The organism is Roseomonas sp. USHLN139, assembly GCF_037145735.1.
In the GTDB taxonomy this organism is placed as follows: Bacteria; Pseudomonadota; Alphaproteobacteria; order Acetobacterales; family Acetobacteraceae; genus Pseudoroseomonas.
This window is the reverse complement of sequence record NZ_JBBCWY010000004.1, coordinates 109381-128841: the sequence shown is the minus strand read 5'-3', so window position 1 is coordinate 128841 and position 19461 is coordinate 109381. Positions and strand designations below refer to the sequence as shown.

The 19461-nt window shown below is 71.8% G+C and carries 16 protein-coding genes; 12 read left to right on the top strand and 4 right to left on the bottom strand.

All coding sequences use genetic code 11. From position 1 onward, the window contains the following. Positions 1-4 precede the first annotated feature (4 nt). From WFI16_RS13390 to WFI16_RS13375, 4 genes are all read left to right on the top strand, one after another. Entirely contained in the window at positions 5-1105 is a 1101-nt protein-coding gene (locus tag WFI16_RS13390) for a microcin C ABC transporter permease YejB (RefSeq protein ID WP_419898315.1), read from the top strand. Continuing rightward, positions 1102-2136: an ABC transporter permease gene (locus WFI16_RS13385; protein ID WP_419898314.1), complete on the top strand. Its 1035-nt coding sequence runs from the start codon at positions 1102-1104 to the stop codon at positions 2134-2136. Before WFI16_RS13390 ends, WFI16_RS13385 begins: the two co-directional genes overlap by 4 nt. 89 nt (positions 2137-2225) lie before the next feature. Beyond that, on the top strand, positions 2226-3809 hold the full coding sequence (locus tag WFI16_RS13380; protein WP_419898600.1) for an ABC transporter ATP-binding protein: 1584 nt from the start codon (positions 2226-2228) through the stop codon (positions 3807-3809). Beyond that, the gene (locus WFI16_RS13375; RefSeq protein WP_419898313.1) at positions 3806-4228 is read left to right on the top strand and encodes a hypothetical protein; all 423 of its coding nucleotides are present in this window, start codon (positions 3806-3808) and stop codon (positions 4226-4228) included. Before WFI16_RS13380 ends, WFI16_RS13375 begins: the two co-directional genes overlap by 4 nt. On the opposite strand, the gene WFI16_RS13370 is transcribed toward WFI16_RS13375, so the two are convergent. Together WFI16_RS13370 and WFI16_RS13365 are read right to left on the bottom strand one after the other, a co-directional pair. Then, positions 4222-4998: an alpha/beta hydrolase gene (locus WFI16_RS13370; RefSeq protein ID WP_419898312.1), complete on the bottom strand. Its 777-nt coding sequence runs from the start codon at positions 4996-4998 to the stop codon at positions 4222-4224. The two genes, WFI16_RS13375 and WFI16_RS13370, sit on opposite strands and share 7 nt — an antisense overlap. After that, entirely contained in the window at positions 4995-6731 is a 1737-nt protein-coding gene (locus WFI16_RS13365) for a cation:proton antiporter domain-containing protein (RefSeq protein ID WP_419898311.1), read from the bottom strand. Before WFI16_RS13365 ends, WFI16_RS13370 begins: the two co-directional genes overlap by 4 nt. Positions 6732-6916: 185 nt before the next feature. On the opposite strand from WFI16_RS13365, the gene WFI16_RS13360 reads away from it, so the two are divergent. The 6 genes from WFI16_RS13360 (at position 6917) to WFI16_RS13335 (ending at position 13868) form a co-directional block, all read left to right on the top strand. Then, positions 6917-9538 carry a penicillin-binding protein 1A gene (locus WFI16_RS13360; RefSeq protein WP_419898310.1) on the top strand — a complete coding sequence of 874 codons (2622 nt, stop codon included), beginning with the start codon at positions 6917-6919 and terminating at the stop codon, positions 9536-9538. A 240-nt stretch (positions 9539-9778) separates the two neighbouring features. Next, the gene (locus tag WFI16_RS13355) at positions 9779-10726 is read left to right on the top strand and encodes a hypothetical protein (protein WP_419898309.1); all 948 of its coding nucleotides are present in this window, start codon (positions 9779-9781) and stop codon (positions 10724-10726) included. Positions 10727-10888: 162 nt separating this feature from the next. Next, positions 10889-12019, top strand: a complete 1131-nt coding sequence (gene prfB / locus WFI16_RS13350) for a peptide chain release factor 2 (RefSeq protein WP_419898308.1) — start codon at positions 10889-10891, stop codon at positions 12017-12019. 129 nt (positions 12020-12148) lie between these two features. Continuing rightward, complete coding sequence (locus WFI16_RS13345) at positions 12149-12772, top strand: DUF1643 domain-containing protein (protein ID WP_419898307.1); 624 nt, start codon at positions 12149-12151, stop codon at positions 12770-12772. After that, complete coding sequence (locus WFI16_RS13340) at positions 12769-13458, top strand: helix-turn-helix transcriptional regulator (protein WP_419898306.1); 690 nt, start codon at positions 12769-12771, stop codon at positions 13456-13458. The genes WFI16_RS13345 and WFI16_RS13340 overlap by 4 nt, the downstream gene beginning before the upstream one ends. A gap of 47 nt (positions 13459-13505) precedes the next feature. After that, the gene (locus WFI16_RS13335; protein ID WP_419898305.1) at positions 13506-13868 is read left to right on the top strand and encodes a VOC family protein; all 363 of its coding nucleotides are present in this window, start codon (positions 13506-13508) and stop codon (positions 13866-13868) included. Positions 13869-13913: 45 nt separating this feature from the next. On the opposite strand, the gene WFI16_RS13330 is transcribed toward WFI16_RS13335, so the two are convergent. Together WFI16_RS13330 and WFI16_RS13325 are read right to left on the bottom strand one after the other, a co-directional pair. Next, complete coding sequence (locus WFI16_RS13330) at positions 13914-15800, bottom strand: AMP-binding protein (protein ID WP_419898304.1); 1887 nt, start codon at positions 15798-15800, stop codon at positions 13914-13916. 125 nt (positions 15801-15925) lie between these two features. Further along, positions 15926-17596 (bottom strand): MFS transporter, encoded by a 1671-nt coding sequence (locus tag WFI16_RS13325; RefSeq protein WP_419898303.1) that lies wholly within the window; start codon positions 17594-17596, stop codon positions 15926-15928. 670 nt (positions 17597-18266) lie between these two features. Here WFI16_RS13325 and WFI16_RS13320 point away from each other — a divergent pair. Both WFI16_RS13320 and WFI16_RS13315 read left to right on the top strand, forming a co-directional pair. Next, entirely contained in the window at positions 18267-18659 is a 393-nt protein-coding gene (locus tag WFI16_RS13320; protein WP_419898302.1) for a hypothetical protein, read from the top strand. Between the two features lie 237 nt (positions 18660-18896). Continuing rightward, positions 18897-19322 (top strand): MarR family winged helix-turn-helix transcriptional regulator, encoded by a 426-nt coding sequence (locus WFI16_RS13315; RefSeq protein WP_419898301.1) that lies wholly within the window; start codon positions 18897-18899, stop codon positions 19320-19322. Positions 19323-19461: the final 139 nt, after the last annotated feature.

The following is a 19461-nucleotide window of genomic DNA, read 5'->3' as shown; positions in this document are numbered from 1 at the left end:
AGGCTTGGGTGCCTATCTGCTGCGTCGGCTGGCGCTGCTCGTGCCGACGCTGTTCGGCATCATCCTGATCAATTTCCTGATCGTGCAGGCGGCGCCGGGCGGGCCGGTGCAGCAGGCGCTGGCCGAGCTGCGCGGCCAGGCCGGCAGCGCCGTCGGCCGGCTGACCGGCGAGAGCCAGGGCGAGATCCGCGCCGCCGCCGGCAGCGGCGGCGAGGGGGCGTCGGGCACCTATCGCGGCGCGCGCGGCATGGACCCGGCGGTGATCCGCGACATCGAGCGGCAGTTCGGCTTCGACCGCCCGCCGGCCGAGCGCTTCATGAAGATGCTGAAGGGCTACCTGACCTTCGACTTCGGCGAGAGCCTGTTCCGCGGCCGCCGCGTGATCGACCTGATCTGGGAGAAGCTGCCGGTCTCGATCAGCCTCGGCCTGTGGTCGACGCTGCTGATCTACCTGATCTCGATCCCGCTCGGCATCCACAAGGCGGTGCGCGACGGCAGCCGCTTCGACGTCTGGAGCTCCGGCGTGGTGCTGGTGGGCTATGCCATCCCCGGCTTCCTCTTCGCCATCCTGCTGGTGGTGCTGTTCGCCGGCGGCTCCTTCCTGCAGATCTTCCCGCTGCGCGGCCTGGCCTCCTCCGGCGCCGCCGACTGGCCGCTGTGGCAGCGGGCGCTGGACTATGCCTGGCACATGGTGCTGCCGACCACGGCGATGGTGGTGGGCGGCTTCGCCGGGCTGACCATGCTGACCAAGAACTCCTTCATGGACGAGATCGGCAAGCAGTACGTGCTGACCGCGCGCGCCAAGGGGGCGGGCGAGGGGCGGGTGCTCTACGGCCATGTCTTCCGCAACGCCATGCTGCTGATCATCGCCGGCTTCCCCTCGGCCTTCATCGGCATCTTCTTCACCGGCGCGCTGCTGGTGGAGATCGTCTTCACCCTGGACGGGCTCGGGCAGCTCGGCTTCGACGCGGCGATCCGCCGCGACTATCCGCTGATGTTCGGCACGCTCTACATCTTCACCCTGCTGGGGCTGGTCATGCAGATCGTCGGCGACCTGACCTACACGCTGGTCGATCCGCGGATCGACTTCGAGGCGCGGCGATGAGCCCGATCACCCGGCGCAGGCTCGCCAATTTCCGCGCCAACCGGCGCGGCTGGTGGTCGATGTGGATCTTCCTGGCGCTGTTCCTGGTGACGCTCTTCGCCGAGCTGGTGGCCAATGACCAGCCGCTGCTGGCCCGGGTCGAGGGCCGCTGGTACGTCCCCGTCGCCGTCGAATATGCCGAGAGCGACATCATCCCCGACGGCTTCCCGACGGCGGCCGTCTGGCGCGACCCGGCGCTGCTGGAGGAGATCGCAGCCAAGGGCGGCTGGGTGCTGTGGCCGCCGCTGCCCTTCCGCTACGACACCATCATCAAGGATCTGGGGCGGCCCTCGCCGGCGCCGCCCTCCTGGCGCAACCCGCTCGGCACCGACGACCAGTCGCGCGACGTGCTGGCGCGGGTGATCTATGGCTTCCGCATCTCGGTGCTGTTCGGTTTCGCGCTGACGCTGACGGCCTCCGTCATCGGCGTCGCGGCGGGGGCGGTGCAGGGCTATTACGGCGGCTGGGTCGATCTCGGCTTCCAGCGCTTCATCGAGATCTGGGGGGGAATGCCGCAGCTGTTCCTGCTGATCATCCTGTCCTCGATGATCGAGCCGGGCTTCTGGACGCTGCTCGGTTTTCTCCTGCTGTTCTCCTGGATGACTTTGACGGGGGTAGTGCGGGCCGAGTTCCTGCGTGGCCGCAACCTGGACTATGTCCGGGCGGCCAAGGCGCTGGGCGTCTCGGATGCTGCCGTCATGTGGCGCCACATCCTGCCCAATGCCATGGTGGCCACGCTGACCTTCCTGCCCTTCCTGCTCTCCGGCAGCGTGACGGTGCTGGCCAGCCTGGACTTCCTGGGGTTCGGGTTGCCGCCGGGCTCGCCCTCGCTGGGCGAGCTGGTGACGCAGGGCAAGAACAACCTGCAGGCCCCCTGGCTCGGCTTCTCGGCGTTCTTCGTACTGGGTGGCGTGCTGACCTTGCTGATTTTCGTGGGCGAGGCGGTGCGCGATGCCTTCGATCCCCGCAAGCTGCCCGGGGGTGAGGCATGACGCTGTCTGATGTCGGGGTCCGGGGGGACACTGTCCCCCCGGCGGGGTCCAGGGGCAGCGCCCCTGGCGCTCTTCTTTCGGTTGACGGCCTGAGTGTCGGGTTCCGCGGCCGGGTTGTCGTCGAGGATGTGTCCTTCGACGTGATGCCCGGCGAGACGGTCGCGCTGGTCGGCGAGAGCGGCTCGGGGAAGAGCGTCACCGCGCTGTCCTGCCTGCGCCTGCTGCCCGCCGCCGGCGCCAACCCTTCCGGCCGCATCGTGCTGGACGGGGTCGACGTGCTGAAGGCGAGCCCGGCCGAGCTGCAGCGGCTGCGCGGCGGCGTCGCCGGCATGGTGTTCCAGGAGCCGATGACCAGCCTGAACCCGCTGCACAGCGTGGGGCGGCAGGTGTCGGAGGCGATCCAGCTGCACCGCCCGCTGCGCGGCGCGGCGTTGCGCGCCCGCGTCATCGAGCTGCTGGAGCGGGCCGGGCTGCCCGACCCGGCGCAGCGGCTGGACGCTTTCCCGCACCAGCTCTCGGGCGGGCAGCGGCAGCGGGTGATGATCGCGGCGGCGCTGGCCAACGACCCGAAGATCCTGATCGCCGACGAGCCGACCACGGCGCTCGACGTCACCATCCAGGCGCAGATCCTGGCGCTGCTGCAGGAGCTGAAGCGGCGCTCCGGCATGGCGCTGCTGCTGATCACCCACGACCTGTCGATCGTCCGCGCCCATGCCGACAAGGTGGTGGTGATGCGGCATGGCCGCGTCGTCGAGCAGGGGCCGGCGGCCGAGGTGCTGCACAACCCGCGGCACGACTACACGAAGATGCTGCTGGCGACCGAGCCGCGCGGCCAGCCGGCGCCGGTCGCCGCGGAGGCGCCGGTGCTGCTGCAGGCCGAGCGGGTCAATGTCGAATTCCCGATCCGCCGCGGCCTGCTGCGCCGCCAGGTCGGCGCCATCCGCGCCTGCCAGGATATTTCCTTCGACCTGCGCGAGGGGGAGACGCTGGGGCTGGTCGGCGAGAGCGGCTCGGGCAAGACCACGCTGGGGCTCGCCCTGCTGCAGCTGGAGAGGAGCACCGGCGGCATCCGCTTCGAGGGCCAGCCGATCCAGGGGCTGACGCGGCAGCAGCTGCAGCCGCTGCGGGCGCGGATGCAGATCGTCTTCCAGGACCCCTATGGCTCGCTGTCGCCACGGATGAGCGTGGCCGAGATCGTCGGCGAGGGCCTGGCCGTGCATGCCCGCGGCCTGTCCCGCGCCGAGCGGCAGGGCCGGGTGGCGGCGGCGCTGCAGGAGGTCGGGCTCGACCCGGCGACGGCCGAGCGCTACCCGCACGAGTTCAGCGGCGGGCAGCGGCAGCGCATCGCCATCGCCCGCGCCCTGGTGCTGCAGCCGCGGCTGCTGGTGCTGGACGAGCCGACCAGCGCGCTGGACGTCTCGGTGCAGGCGCAGGTGGTGGAGCTGCTGCGGGATTTGCAGGCGCGCCACCGCCTGGCCTATCTGTTCATCAGCCATGATCTCCGGGTGGTGCGCGCGATGGCGCACCGGATCATGGTGCTGAAAGGCGGCCAGGTGGTGGAGGAAGGGGAGGCGGCCAGGGTGCTGTCCAACCCCCAGGCCCCCTATACCAAGGCGCTGATGCGCGCCGCCTTCAACCCCGGCGGCGAGGGGAGTGAAACGAGCGCCGCATGAGCGAAGAGTTCGAGACGCTGAAGGAGCTGGTCCGGCAGGACCGGATCAAGCTCGGCGTGCATATCCGCAAGATGAACACGCCCGGTTCGCCGGTCTACCGCCCGGTGGAGACGCTGTGGATGCCGGTGCTGATCCTGGTGGTCAGCTTCCTGGGCGCGCGGATCATCAACATCCATATCGGCGCGCTGCTGCTGCTGGCGGGCATCACCTACTGGCTGTGGAAGGTGCAGCCGAAGGTGAAGGACGGCGTCTTCGTCCGCACCACGGAGCTGGCCTTCTCGGATGAGCGGCTGTTCGACGGGCTCTGGGCCAAGGGGGCGCTGACCCTCTATGCCACGCTGCCGGACGGCACGCCGAAGGCCGCCACCCGCAAGCACAGCTGGCGCGACTTCACGCGCGAGATCGCCAGCGCCTATTGAAGCCGCTTCAGCCAGGCGAGGACCCGCTCGGCGATGGCGGGCCAGCCCGGCTCCCGCATCATCAGGTGGCCGAGGTCGGGCAGGAAGCCGGGTGCGGCGGCGCCATGCCAGAGGGCGCAGCGCCCGACCGCATCGGCCGGGATCAGCCGGTCGCCGCCGGCGCCCAGCACCAGCACCGGGCGGCGGTGCAGCCAGCCATGCGGCACCGGCTGCGGCGCCTGCGCCTCCCACAGGGCCAGCCGGCTTTCGCCGCCCATCCGCGCCAGGCAGGCGCGGGCCTCCGCCTCCGGCATGCCGGGGCCGAAGAGGCTGTCGGCCAGCTCGGCCGGCGCGCTGCCCGGGGGCGCGTCCATGCGCGCGGCCTCGGAGAAGAGGATCGGGTCGGCGAAGGCCAGGCGGGCGGCGGAGAACCACAGGCCTTCCGGCGGCACCGGGCAGAGCAGCGCGGCGGCGACGAGGCGCGGCTCCAGCAGCAGGCGCTGCGCCACCAGGGCGCCCAGCGAATGGCCCACCGCCACCACCGGCCCGCCGGTCGCCGCCAGGGCGGCGCGTGCCTGGGCGACATAGTCGCCGAGCCCCGCCTCGCGTCCCTGGGCCTGCCGGGTGAAGTCCAGCACCTCCACCGGATAGCCGGCCTGCTGGAAGGCATCGGACAGGAAGTCCCAGACCCAGCCGCCGCAGCCGGCGCCGTGCAGCAGCAGCAGGGTCGGGCTGCCGGCGGCCGGGCGATGCGCCAGATGCGGCCGGGCGAGCGGGCCCTCGGCGCTCATGCCGCGACCTCGCCGGGCATGCGGGCGCGCAGCACGTCGACGGTGGCCTGCGCGGTGGAGGCCGGCACGCCCAGCCGCTGCAGCGCGAAGTCGGCCATGCCCAGCGCCACCTCGCGCTCGCCCATGACGGCCAGGCCGACGCCCCCCTCCTGGCGCAGCCAGGCGATCTCGTCGTCGTCATGGGTGCGGACGGCGACCTCGATGGCCGGGTTCACCGCGCGCACCAGCGCCATGACCTGGCGCGCCTCGTAGGCGCCGGGCAGGGCCAGGATCAGCAGCTTCGCCTGGCGCGGCCGGGCGGCGTTCAGCACCTCCTCGCGGGCGGCGTCACCCCAGATCACCGGCAGGGCGTCGGCGCGGGCGCGGTCGGCGACATGGCGGTCCTCCTCGACCAGGACCAGCGGCAGGTTGTGGCGGCGCAGCGCCGCGGCGATGGTACGGCCGACGCGGCCATAGCCGACCAGGATGGCATGGCCCTGCAGCCCGGGGAGCGCCGCATGCGGCGGCGGCCGGCGGCCGGCCTCGCGCCAGCGGGAGAGCTGCGGCTGGGTGGCCAGGCGCTGCGCCGCCCAGGCCAGGGCGCGGAAGGTCAGCGGGGTCAGCAGGATGGTGCCGAAGGCGCCCATCAGCACCGGGCCGCGCACCGCGGCGGGCAGCATGCCCTGGCCGATCGCCAGCTCGGCGAGCACGAAGGAGAATTCGCCGATCTGCGCCATGGCGGCGGCGACCACGCCGGCGGTGGCGGGGGGCACGCGCAGCAGCAGCAGCAGGGCGAAGGTTGCCCCGCCGATGCCGACGAGCACCACGAGGACCGCCGCCGCCGAGGCCCAGGGCGCCGCCGCCAGGTTGGCCGGATCGAGCAGCATGCCGACCGAGAAGAAGAAGATGGCGGCGAAGACGCGCTGCAGCGGCACGGTCTCGGCGGCGGCCTGGTGGCCGAGGTCGCTCTCGCCCAGCACCATGCCGGCGAAGAAGGCGCCGAGCGCGAAGGAGACGTGGAACAGGATGGTCGCGGAAAACGCGACGCCCAGGGCGGCGACCACCACGGCGAGGGTGAACAGCTCGCGCGAGCCGGTGCGGGCGACGCGCTTCAGCGCCCAGGGCAGCACCCGGCGGCCGGCCAGCAGCATCACCGCCATGAAGGCGATGAGCTCGCCCACCGCGCGCAGCATGGCCAGGCCCAGCCCCTCGGCCGCCGCGCTGCCCTGGCCGCTGGCCAGCGCCGGCAGCAGCACCAGGCCGAGCACCACCACCAGGTCCTGCACCACCAGCCAGCCCAGCGCCAGCCGCCCGGCCTCGCCGGAGAGGCGGCCGCGCTCCTCCAGCGCCCGGGTGGCGACGGCGGTGGAGGCGATGGAGAGCGCCAGGCCGAAGGCCAGCGCGCCGGGGCCGGACAGGCCGAGCAGCGCGATGCCGGCGAGCCCGCCCAGCGTGCCGCCGATCGCCACCTGCGCCAGCGCGCCGGGCAGCGCCACGCGCCAGACCGCCAGCAGGTCCTCGGCGCGGAAATGCAGCCCGACGCCGAACAGCAGCAGGCCGACGCCGACCTCGGCCAGCGTCGCGGTGAAGCCCAGATCGGCGGCGAAGCCCGGCGTGTGCGGGCCCACCAGGGCGCCCGCCACCAGGTAGCCGACCAGCGGCGGCAGCCGCAGCAGCCGCGCCGCCAGGCCGAAGACGAAGGACAGCGTCAGGGCCAGCACCAGGATGGCGAGCAGCGGGGGCGCGTTGTGCATGGCAGGGGGGCACCGGCAGGACTGAGCCGCCAGAGTAGGAGCGGGCTGCAACCAGCGATAGCCATTGGCGCTTACCGGGCGTTACGCGCCTCACCCTGGTGTGACTGCCCAGCTTGTCCCATCTGTCTGCCATCTCCACTCGGAGCTTCGCGCCGCAGCGTCCGAGGGTGTAAGGGGAGCCGGCCATGGCACCGAATGACCTCCGCGCCGACCGTCCTCTGGTCGGCGACCGCGCGCCCGCCGCCTCCCACCCTGCCGGCCAGGAGCCCGCGGCGGCACCGCCCGGCCGTCCGCCACGCCCGCCGCGCAAGACCGGCAAGAAGGGTGGCGGCGGTGGCGGCGGCAAGCGCGGCGGCGTCGGCCGCTTCATCGCGCGGCTGGCCGGCTTCGGCCTGGCGATCGGCCTGGCCGGCGTCGCCGTCGGCGGCATCGCCGGCTACGGCTTCTACCGCCAGGCGACCGCCGACCTGCCGGAGCATGCCTGGCTGGCCGACTACCAGCCACCGCAGATGAGCCGCATCTACGCCGCCGATTCCAAGCTGATGGCCGAGCTCGCCCTGGAGCGCCGGGTCTTCGTGCCGATCGGCGCCATCCCAAAGCGCGTCCAGGCCGCCTTCACCGCCGCCGAGGACCAGCGCTTCTGGGAGCATCACGGCGTCGACCCGATCGGCATCGCGCGCGCCATGCTGACCAATGTCGAGGCGCTGGCCTCCGGCCGCCGCGCGGGGGGTGCCTCCACCATCACCCAGCAGGTCGCCAAGAACATGCTGGTCGGCAATGACCGCACCATCATGCGCAAGGTGCGCGAGGCGATCCTGGCCTTCCGGCTGGAAAGCGCCATGCCGAAGGACCGCATCCTCGAGATCTACCTGAACGAGATCTTCCTCGGCGCCCAGGCCTATGGCGTCGCCTCGGCGGCGATGAACTATTTCAACAAGGGCCTGGACGAGCTGACCATCGGCGAGACCGCCTTCCTCGCCGCCCTGCCCAAGGCGCCCAACAACTACAACCCGAACCGCTATCCCGAGGCGGCCAAGGCGCGGCGCGACTGGGTGATCGACCGCATGGCCGAGGATGGCGTGATCACCCGCGCCGAGGCCGAGACGGCCAAGCAGGAGCCGATCGTGGTGCGCGGCCGCGCCCGCCCCGACCTGGTGGCGACCGGCCAGTATTTCACCGAGGAGGTGCGGCGCGAGCTGGTCGCCCGCTTCGGCCAGGACCAGACCACCATGGGCGGCCTCGTGGTCCGCACCAGCATGGAGCCGGGGCTGCAGGCGGCGACCGAGGCCGCGCTGCGCGACGGGCTGCTGTCCTATGACCGGCGCCGCGGCGGCTGGCGCGGGGCGGTGACCAAGATCGCCACCGGCCCGACCGAGTGGATGCCGGCGCTGGAAGCCGCGACCCGCCCGCCCGGCGCGCCGGCGGAATGGAAGCTCGCCGTGGTGCTCGGCGTCGAGAACCGCGAGGCCCGCGTCGCCTGGGTCGAGCGCCCGGCCGACCGCAGCACCCCGGCGCAGCCGCGCCAGGCCACGCTGGACTTCGAGGCGGTCTCCGGCTGGGCCCGCCCGGTCGGCCGCGACGGCCGGCTCGGCGCCGCGCCGCGCCGCATGCAGGACGTGCTCGCCGTCGGCGACGTGGTGCTGGTCGAGCCGACCGCCGCCACCCCCGCCCAGGGCCGCACCCCGGCCCGCCCGGCGCGGCTGGCGCTGCGCCAGGTGCCGCAGGTCGAGGGCGCCGTCGTCGCGCTCGACCCGCAGACCGGCCGCGTCCTCGCCATGGCCGGCGGCTTCTCCTTCGAGAAGAGCTGGTTCAACCGGGCGACCCAGGCGCTGCGCCAGCCCGGCTCCTCCTTCAAGCCCTTCGTCTACCTGCCGGCGCTGGAGATGGGCATTCCGCCGAACCAGCGCCTGCTGGACGGGCCGATCGAGGTGCAGACGCCGCAGGGCGTCTGGCGCCCCGGCAACTACAGCGGCAATTTCAACGGCTGGGTGACCATGCGCACCGCGCTGCAGAAGTCGCTCAACCTGGTGACGGTGCGGCTGGCGCAGGAGATCGGCATCGACCGCGTCGCCGAGACCGCCAGTCGCTTCCACGTCATCCCCAACATGCCGCGGGTGCTGTCGATGTCGCTCGGCGCCGGCGAGACCACGGTGATGCGCATGGCCGCCGCCTATGCCGCCTTCGCCGCCGGCGGCAAGGAGGTGACGCCGACGCTGATCGACACGGTGCAGGACCGTTTCGGCCGGCTGGTCTGGCGCGCCGACAACCGCCGCTGCGAAGGCTGCGGCAATGGCCCGAATGCCGAGCCGCCGCGGCTGGTGGACGAGCGCAAGCAGCTGACCGACCCGATCGCCGCCTATCAGATGGTCTCGCTGCTGCAGGGCGTGGTGCAGTACGGCACCGGCAACCGGGCGGGCGCCGGGCTGAACCGCCCGGTCGCCGGCAAGACCGGCACCACCAACGACTACAACGACAACTGGTTCGTCGGCTTCACCCCCGACATCGCGGTTGCCGTCTGGATCGGCTATGACGAGCCGCGCAGCCTGGGCAGCGGCGAGACCGGCGGCGGCAATGCCGCCCCCGTCTTCCACGACGTGGTGGCCGCCGCCCTGCAGGACAGCCCGCCGGTGCCGTTCCGCGCGCCGCCGGGCGTGGCCCTGGTCCGCGTCCAGCTCGACAACGGCCAGACCATCCTCGAGCCCTTCCGCCCCGGCACCGAGAACGCCGCGCGGCCGCCGGTGGAGAACAGCGTCATCTCCTCCGACACGCCGGCCGGAGTCGACAGCAATCTGGGCGGGCTCTACTGACCCGGCGCCGCCGGCCAGGCGTTTCCTCGCAATGAAATAATGCAGCGCCGTCTTTCCTTCAGGAGAGACGGCGCTGTCGTTTCTGCAGGTAAATTTTTCTTCCAGGTTGAAAAAATCAACTAAAAGGATGGGTGTTTGAAAATACTTGAAGTATAGGAACCAATAAAATCCTATGCTTTCTCGCATTCATGGGCGAAGCTTCATCTCGGCTCAACAAATCCAGCATGTCGAGAACTGTCCATGTCCCGTCCCATCATCGCCTCCTCCTCGAAGATCGCCGGCACGCCGGGCGACGACCGGATCATCGGCTCCGCCCGCAACGAGGACATCTATGGCGATGCCGGCAATGACTGGATCCAGGGTGCCGGCGGGTCGGACTACATCGATGGCGGGCCGGGCTATGACACCGCCTATTTCGCCGGCGCCTCCACCCTGTACAGCGTCCAGACCCGCGGCGGCGTGACCCTGGTCGAGGAGCGCGGCACCGGCGCGGTGAGCTGGATGGTCAATATCGACCGCCTGGCCTTCGACGGCGGCAGCATCGACCTCTCCGGCGTGCCCGCCTTCAGCCCGCAGCGCTACGTCGCCTCGCATGCCGACCTGATCCAGGCCTTCGGCCTCGATTCCGCCTCGGCCGCCTGGCACTACGCGCAGAGCGGCTTCGCCGAGGGGCGCAGCTTCACCGCCTTCAACGGGCTGGACTACATCGCCGCGCATGACGACCTGCTGGGCGGCTTCGGCGCCGATGCCGCCAAGGGCTACAGCCACTACATCGCCTATGGCTTCGCCGAGGGGCGCGACACCAGCGGCTTCAACGGCCTGGTCTATATCGCCAGCTATGACGACCTGATCGACGGCTTCGGCGCCAACCGCGAGGCGGGCGCCACCCACTACATCACCTATGGCGCCCGCGAGGGCCGCGAACGCGGCGCCTTCAACGGGCTGGAATACATCGCCTCCTATGGCGACCTGATCGAGGGCTTCGGCGCCGACTACGACCGCGGCGTCGCCCACTACATCAGCAACGGCCATGCCGAGGGTCGCGCCCGCGACAGCTTCGACGCCGCCGCCTACCTGTCCAACTATGCCGACCTGCAGGCCGCCTTCGGCACCGACTATGACGCCGCCACCGCGCATTTCATCACCAACGGCTACCGCGAGGGCCGCACCGACGAACTGCTCGGCTGAGCCTCCGGGCGACGGCACTGGACAGCGGGGTGGGCGGGATAGTATCCCCGCCCACCCCGTTGCCGTTTCCGCGCCTGCCTCTCCGCGGGGCCTTCTCCGCCCTGCCGGGCGGATGAACCGGTGTCCGGGCGGGCGGACCCTGTGCGAGCGAAGGAAGACACGATGCGCGCCGATGCCGAGGCCCTGCGCGGCCAGATCGAGGATTCCATCGCCCTGCTGCGCCGGCACCTGGACTGGGACGTGGCGCTGCGCCGGCTCGACGAGGTCAATGCCCGCGCCGAGGACCCCACCCTGTGGGAGAAGCCCGACGAGGCCCAGGCCGTCATGCGCGAGCGCGGCCGGCTGGCCGACCAGGTCGAGGGCGTCAAGAAGCTGGAGCAGGACGTCAAGGACGCGCTCGAGCTGATCGAGATGGCCGAGGCCGAGGGCGATGCCGCCACCGCCGATGCCGCCGTCGGCGACCTGAAGGGCTTCGCCGCCGAGGCCAAGCGCCGCGAGATCGAGAGCCTGCTCTCCGGCGAGGCCGATTTCCGCGACTGCTTCGTCGAGGTGAATGCCGGCGCCGGCGGCACCGAGGCGCAGGACTGGGCGCAGATGCTGCTGCGCATGTATTCGCGCTGGGCCGAGAAGCGCGGGCTGAAGGTGCAGCTGACGGAGGAATCCGAAGGCGAGCAGGCCGGCATCAAGTCTGCCACCATCCAGGTGACCGGGCTGAACGCCTATGGCTGGCTGAAGACCGAGAGCGGCGTGCACCGCCTGGTGCGCATTTCTCCGTTTGACGCCGCGGCGCGCCGCCAGACCTCCTTCGCCAGCGTCTATGTCTTCCCCGTCATCGACGACAAGATCGAGATCGAGATCAACCCGGCCGACCTGAAGACCGACACCTTCCGCGCCTCGGGCGCCGGCGGCCAGCACGTCAACAAGACCGAATCCGGCGTGCGCTTCACCCATATCCCGACCGGCATCGTCGCCGCCTCGACCCAGGACCGCTCGCAGCACCGCAACCGCGTCATCGCCATGGATATGCTGAAGGCGCGCCTCTACGAGCTGGAACTGCGCAAGCGCGAGGAAATCACGGCGGGAATCGAGGCCGGCAAGACCGATATCGGCTGGGGCCACCAGATCCGCTCCTACGTCCTGGCGCCTTACCAGCTGGTCAAGGACCTCCGCACCAACGTCGAGAAGGGCAACCCCGACGCGGTGCTCGACGGCGAGCTCGACGACTTCATGGCCGCCGCCCTGGCGTCGCGCGTCGGCACCACCCGCAGCGAGGCGAGCGCCAACGCGCGGTGAAGGCCAGGGCAAGGCCAGGGGAATGAATTCCCCCTGGACCCCCTTCTTCTTTCTGCGGTGACTGCCGTGCCGGCGTGGTCACGCGGGACACGGTACTGAACCCGCCACGCGACCTGTCAGCGAGCGCCGATGGACGACCTCTTCCCTGATTCGCTCCGGCCGCAGGACCGGCACGATCCCGGCGGCAAGGTGCGGCTGGCGGTCAGCGGCGACGTGGTCAGCCGGGCCGAATTCTCCGCCTGCGGGCGCTACCGGACCTTCCTGGAACGGCGCTGGGACGGGCAGCCCTTCGGCAGCCCCGGCATCGTCGCCTGGATCATGATGAACCCCTCGACCGCCGACGAGCAGGTCGACGACCCCACGGTCCGCCGCTGCCGCGACTTCACCCGGCGCTGGGGCCACGGGGCGATGGTGGTGCTCAACATCTTCGCGCTGCGCGCCACGAAACCGGCGATGCTGCTGGAGGACGCCGATCCGGTCGGGCCGGGCAATGACGCGGCGATCCGGCACTGGGCCGGGCAGGCCAGCCGGGTGATCGCCGCCTGGGGGCTGCCGCCGAAGCCGCTGCGCGCGCGCGGCCGGGCGGTGGCCGCCATGCTGGCCGCCGAGGGCGTGACGGTCGAGGCGCTGAAGGTCACCCAGTCCGGCGAGCCGGGCCACCCGCTCTACATCGCCGGCGACACGCTGCCGGTCGCCTGGGCGCCAGTGGCCTCGACATCGGTCGCCTCGACACCGGTGGCCCGGCCGGGATGAGCCGCTCGGCCCGGCTGCTCGGCATCCTGCAGGCGATGCAGGGGCGGCGGCGGCCGGTGACGGCGCAGGCCCTGGCCGAGGCGGCCGGGGTGTCGCTGCGCACCCTCTACCGCGACATCGAGACGCTGCGCGGCCAGGGCGCGGCCATCGAGGGCGAGGCGGGGCTGGGCTATCTCCTGCGCCCCGGCTTCTTCCTGCCGCCGCTGGCCTTCGACGAGGAAGAGGCGGAGGCGCTGCTGCTCGGGCTGCGCTGGGTGGCGCGGCGGGGCGATCCGGATCTGGCGGAGGCGGCGGAAAGCGCCTTCGGCAAGCTGGCTGCCATCCTGCCGCCGGCGGTGGAGGCGGCAGCCTCGGGCAGCGGGCTGGTGCCCGCCGCGGGGCCGGGGCAGGTCGCGCCTCTGGCGGCGCTGCGCCAGGCGATGCGGCAGGAGAGCAAGATCCGGCTCGACTATGCCGACAAGGCGGGGGTGGCGACGCGGCGGGTGGTCTGGCCGCTGGCCGTGGGCTTCTTCACCGGCGCCGAGGTGCTGGCCGCCTGGTGCGAGCTGCGCCAGGACCACCGGCATTTCCGGCTGGACCGGATGCAGGCGGTGGCGCTGCTGCCGGACCGGCTGCCGCGGCGGCGGGCGGTGCTGCTGGCCGAGTGGCGGCTGGCGCAGGCGATCGAGGCTCCTGACAGGAACTGACAGCGGGTCGCGGCAGTCTGCGGGCCTCAACCAAGGGGCCGCGGCCTATGACCGAATTCCGCCTGATCATCCTCTATGTTTCCGACGTGGCGCGCAGCGCCGCCTTTTATGGCGCGCTGCTGGGCGCGGCGCCGCTGGAGCAGACCGAGGGCTTCGCGATGCTGCCGATGGGGGTGGGCGCGCGATTGGGCCTGTGGCGGCGCGAGGCGGTGGCGCCCGTGGCCGAGGCGGGATCGGCGGGCAGCGAGCTGTGCTTCCAGGTGGCCGACGTGGCGGCGCAGCATGCCGCCTGGCAGGCGCAGGGGCTGACGATCCTGCAGCCGCCGGTGGCGATGGATTTCGGCGAGACCTGCCTGGCCCTCGATGCCGATGGCCACCGCCTCCGCGCCTATATCCCTGCCCCGAACTGACAGGGGAAAGAGGGGGCCTGGGGGAATTCCTTCCCCCAGCCTTGCCTATGCTTTCGTGAGGATCTCGCCGATCTCGTCGAGGATCAGCGGATCGTCGATGGTCGGCGGCACGGTGTAGCTTTCCCCGTCCGCCAGCTTGCGCAGCGTCGCCCGCAGGATCTTCCCCGACCGCGTCTTCGGCAGCCGCTGGACGATGCTGGCCCGCTTGAAGGCGGCGACCGGCCCGATGCGCTCGCGCACCAGGGCGACCAGCTCGGCTTCCAGCTTGGCCGGGTCGGGCTGGCTGCCGGATTTCAGCACCACCAGCCCCATCGGCACCTGGCCCTTCAGTGAATCGCGAATGCCGATGACGGCGCATTCGGCGACGTCGGGGTGGCTGGCCAGGACTTCCTCCAGCGCGCCGGTCGAAAGGCGGTGGCCGGCGGTGTTGATGATGTCGTCGGTGCGCGACATCACCCAGACATAGCCCTCGGCATCGATCATCCCGGCATCTCCGGTGTTGTAGTAGCCGGGGAAGGCCTCGAGATAGGCCTGGCGGAAGCGGTCATTGGCGCGGAACAGGCTGGGGGCGCAGCCGGGCGGCAGCGGCAGGCGGATCGCCAGGCTGCCGGTCTCGCCGGCGGCGACCGGCCGGCCGTCATCGCCCAGTGCCTGCACGTCGTAGCCCGGCGCGGGCTTGCCCCCCGAGCCGGGCCGCATCGGGAACAGCCCGGCGCCGCGGAAATTGCCGGTGATGCACCAGCCGGTCTCGGTCTGCCACCAGTGGTCGATCACCGGCCGGCCGCCGAGCAGCCGCTCCGCCCAGAGCGCGGTGTCGGGGTCGCAGCGCTCGCCGGCCAGGAACAGCGCCTCCAGCCTCGACAGGTCGTGCCGGGCGAGCTGCGCCCCCTCCGGGTCCTCCTTCTTGATGGCGCGCAGCGCGGTGGGGGCGGTGAACAGCGTCTTCACCCCGTATTCGGCGCAGACCCGCCAGAAGGCGCCGGCATCGGGGGTGCCGACCGGCTTGCCCTCGTAGACGACGCTGCTGCAGCCGGCGAGCAGCGGCGCATAGACGATGTAGGAATGGCCGACCACCCAGCCGACATCGCTGGCGGTCCAGCAGGTATCGCCCGGCTGCAGCCCGTAGAGCAGCGGCATGGAATGGGCGAGGGCGACGGCATAGCCGCCGGTGTCGCGCAGGATGCCCTTGGGCTTCCCGGTCGTGCCGCTGGTGTAGAGGATGTAGAGCGGGTCGGTCGCCGCGACCTCGACGCAGGGATGCGGGGCGGCGGCCTCGATGGCGTCCAGCAGGTCCTCGTCGCGGCCGGGAACGAGCGTGCCTGGCGAGGCCTCCCGGCGGAGGATCAGACAGAAATCCGGCTGGTGCGGCGACAGGCCCAACGCGGCGTCGAGCAGCGGCTTGTAGGGCACGATGCGCCCGGGCTCGAGCCCGCAGGAGGCGGCGATGACCGCCTTCGGCGTGGCATCGGCGATGCGGGCGGCGAGCTCGGCCGCCGCGAAGCCGCCGAAGACCACGGAATGCACCGCGCCGAGCCGGGCGCAGGCCAGCATGGCGATCACCGCCTCGGGCACCATCGGCATGTAGAGGACGACGCGATCGCCCTTCTGCACGCCGCGCGCGGCGAGCGCGCCGGCCAGCCGCGCGGTGCGGTCGAGCAGCGCCGCATAGGTCAGCCGGGATTTCTGCCCGCTGACCGGGCTGTCCCAGTACAAGGCAACCTGGTCGCCACGGCCGGCGGCGACATGGCGGTCGAGCGCATTGTGGCAGAGGTTCAGCCGGGCATCGGGGAACCAGCGGCCATAGGGCCCCTGGTCGGGATCGAAGATGCGGCCCGGCGGGGTGGACCAGTCGATGGCGGCAGCCGCGCGGGCCCAGTAGCCCTGCGGGTCGCGCTGCCACTCGGCATGGACGGCGGCATGCCCGTTCGGCATGGCGGTGACCTCCCTTGGCGTTCTTGTCCGTGGCCAGCTTGTCGGTGGCCAGCTTGTCTGTGGCCAGAAAAGCGCAGGGGGGCGCGAGGCCCCCCTGGTCAGTCAGGCGCGGCGACCCGGCAGGGTCAGCGGCGCAGCGTCGCCGGGCGGGCGCTGGGCACCGGCGCCGCGTCGTCGGCGAAGATGTCGCGGTCCTTCGTCTCGGGGACGAAGAGCGCGCCGATCACCACCGTCACCAGGGCGATGACGATCGGGTACCAGAGGCCGAAATAGACGTCGCCGGTCTGCGCGATCATGGCGAAGCTGGTCGCCGGCAGCAGCCCGCCGAACCAGCCATTGCCGATGTGGTAGGGCAGCGACATCGAGGTGTAGCGGATCCGCGTCGGGAACAGCTCCACCAGGGCCGCGGCGATCGGCCCGTAGACCATGGTGACGTAGATCACCAGCACCGCCAGGACCAGGACCAGCACGCCGGTCTGCTCGCGGAAGATGTCGAAGGGATGCGCCATCTTCACGACGGTCGGATTGGCCGCCGCCGGGTAGCCGGCCGCGGTGATGGCCGCGCCGAGCGCCTGCGGGAAGTTCGGCACCGTGGTGGAGACGGTGGTGCCGGCGATATTGACCACCGCCGGGCTGCCGGCGGGCGCGTCCTCGACGCGGTAGTTGACCGAGAGCCGGGCCAGCGCCGCCTTGGCGATGTCGCAGCTGTTGGTGAAGCGCGCCGTGCCGGTCGGGTTGAACTGGAAGGAGCAGTTGGCCGGGTCGGCCTGCACCGTCACCGTGATGTTCTGGTGGGCGGCGTGCAGGGCCGGATTGGCCTCGGCGCTCATCAGCTTGAACAGCGGGAAATAGGTCAGCGCGGCGAGCAGGCAGCCACCGAGGATGATCGGCTTGCGGCCGATCTTGTCGGACAGCCAGCCGAAGAAGACGAAGCCGCCGGAGCCGATCAGCAGCCCCCAGGCGATCAGCAGGTTGGCGCTGTAGCTGTCGACCTTCAGCACGGTGCCGAGGAAGAACAGCGCGTAGAACTGGCCCGTGTACCAGACCACCGCCTGGCCGGCGACCAGGCCGAGCAGCGCCAGGATGGCGATCTTGGCGTTCTTCCACTGGCCGAAGGCCTCGGTCAGCGGCGCCTTCGAATGGGTGCCCTCGGCCTTCATCTTCTTGAAGGCGGGGCTCTCCTCCATCTGGGTGCGGATCCAGACCGAGATCGCCAGCAGCACGATGGAGACCAGGAAGGGCACGCGCCAGCCCCAGTCGCGGAAGGCGGCCTCGCCGGTGATGGCCTGGGTGCTGAGGATGACGATCAGCGACAGGAACAGGCCGCCGGTCGCGGTCACCTGGATGAAGCTGGTGTAGAAGCCGCGCCGGCCATGCGGCGCATGCTCGGCCACATAGGTCGCGGCGCCGCCATACTCGCCGCCCAGCGCCAGGCCCTGCAGGCAGCGCAGCACGATCAGGATGATGGGGGCGGCGATGCCGATCTGCTCGGCGGTCGGCAGCACACCGACGATGAAGGTGGAGGCGCCCATGATCACGATGGTGATCAGGAAGGTGTATTTGCGGCCCACCAGGTCGCCGAGGCGGCCGAAGACCAGCGCGCCGAAGGGCCGCACCAGGAAGCCGGCGGCGAAGGCCAGCAGGGCGAAGACGTTGCGGGTCGCCTCGTCGAAGATCGGCCTGCCATCCGCCCCGAGGACGGTGAAGAACTTGGCGGCGATGAAGATCGCCAGGGAGCCGTAGAGGTAGAAATCATACCATTCGAAGACGGTCCCGAGCGAGGAAGCCAGGATCACGCGCTTTTCCTCGCGCGTCATCGGCCGATTCGCCGCCTCTGTCCGTGGAATCGCGGATGCCATTGTCGAACCTATTCCTGCCCTGGACAGCGCGATGCCGTCGCGCCGCCACTTCTTGTTGATCTGCCGCGTGCTTGGTCACGCGGGTTGGTCGCGGCATGGACCGCCGCCCCCGGCCTGTTGCGCTCTCGGGGGGCGGGCCACGAAGGGCATGGGCAGCGGCAGGAGGCGCCGCGGCCCGACTTCCGGCACGCGTGGAGGGACCTCCACCCGCGCCGCGTCTCCGCTGTCAGCCTGCGCGAAGACGATCGGAAACGGCAATGGAATTTTAGAGGTTTTGCGCCGCGCGCGCGGCAAGGGGCGGCCTCCCTGCCGCAGCCTTGCGACAGGGGGCGCCGGCGGGGCCGGCGGCGCGGCAGGGCTGGCCGCGCGTGCAACCGCTTGGCGCCCCTGACCGTTGGCCCCATATGGAGATGGCGGCCGCTTCCCGCTCGCCCGGAGCCCGCCGCCGATCCCCTTGATCGCCCCTCGGCCCGCCCGGAGAGACCATGGCCCTGCCCCCCGCCGCCCCTCCGATCCGGCCCGATCGCGCGCCGTGTCGCGGCCGGCGTGAAAAGCGGCTGGAATCTTGCCCGGCGGCGCGTCAGCATGGGGAGGGAAGGAAGCCTTGATGGATACGATCCGCACACTGGCTGACCATTCGATCCGCCGCGTGCTCAGCGCGCTGGCGCTCGGCATCGCCGTGGTGATGGCGGTGCTGGCCGCCGAGCCGCCGCTGGCGGTGCAGAGCGGCGCGCTGCTGACCGCCGCCGTCTGGCTTGGCCTGTGGGGCGCGGCGCTGCGGGTGCCGCACATGGACCTGCGGCGGACCTCGCTGTGGCGCCAGCTCTCCGTGCTGGCCGGCGAGGGCGCGCAGCGGCTACGCGGCGGGCGCGGCCAGCGCCACCTGGCCGCCGTGCTGGCCGAGCGGCTGATGTGGCATGCCGACCGCACCGCCCTGGCCGCCCTCGGCCTGGGCAGCCTGGCCCTTCTGCTGCACGGGGCGCGCCTCCTGCACAACTGACCCGGCGCGCGGCCCGGCGCGCGACCGGACCGGCCCCGCCCGGCGGAACCATCCATCGGAACCTGCGGGCGGAACCTGCGGGCGGAACCATGTTGACGGGGGCCGCCGCCGGCGCGACATCTTGGGTGCAGCGCAGCGCAACCCGTGCCGCGCCCAGGGGGAAGGTGAGGGGCCATCAACGACCGCGACATCACGCTGCTCCTGGACGCCATGCGTGGCCAGAAGGCAGCACCTCCCGTGCCCCCCGTCACCTACAGCCTGGACCAGTCGGTCGGTCATCTGCTGCGGCGCGCGCATCAGCGCCATGCCTCGCTGTTCCAGGACCGCGGCGCGGTGGGCGGGCTGACGCCGACGCAGTTCGCCACGCTGCTGAAGCTGGGCGAGCTCGGCCGGGCGACGCAGAACGCGCTGGGCCGGGCGGTGGCGCTCGATCCGGCGACGATCCAGGGGGTGGTGGCGCGGCTGCGCGACCGCGGCCTGGTCGAGGCCAGCCGCGATCCGCTGGACCGCCGCACCGTGGTGCTGTCGCTGGCGCCCGCCGGCGAGACGGTGCTGGCCGAGGCGGTGGGCCAGGGCCGCCGCGCCAATGAACAGCTGCTGGCGCCGCTGACCGCCGAGGACCGCCAGGACCTGATCCGCCTGCTGCGCCGCATCCTGGGCTGAGCTCCGGGATGACCGGCAAGGCCCGCGCCGGTTGACGCGGGCGCCGCGCGCTGGTCTGCTGGGGCCGGCCTATGGGGGAGCGATCCGGGGCCGCCGTGTCCGCGGAAAGGGCTGCGCCCACACCCCCTGTCTGGATGCC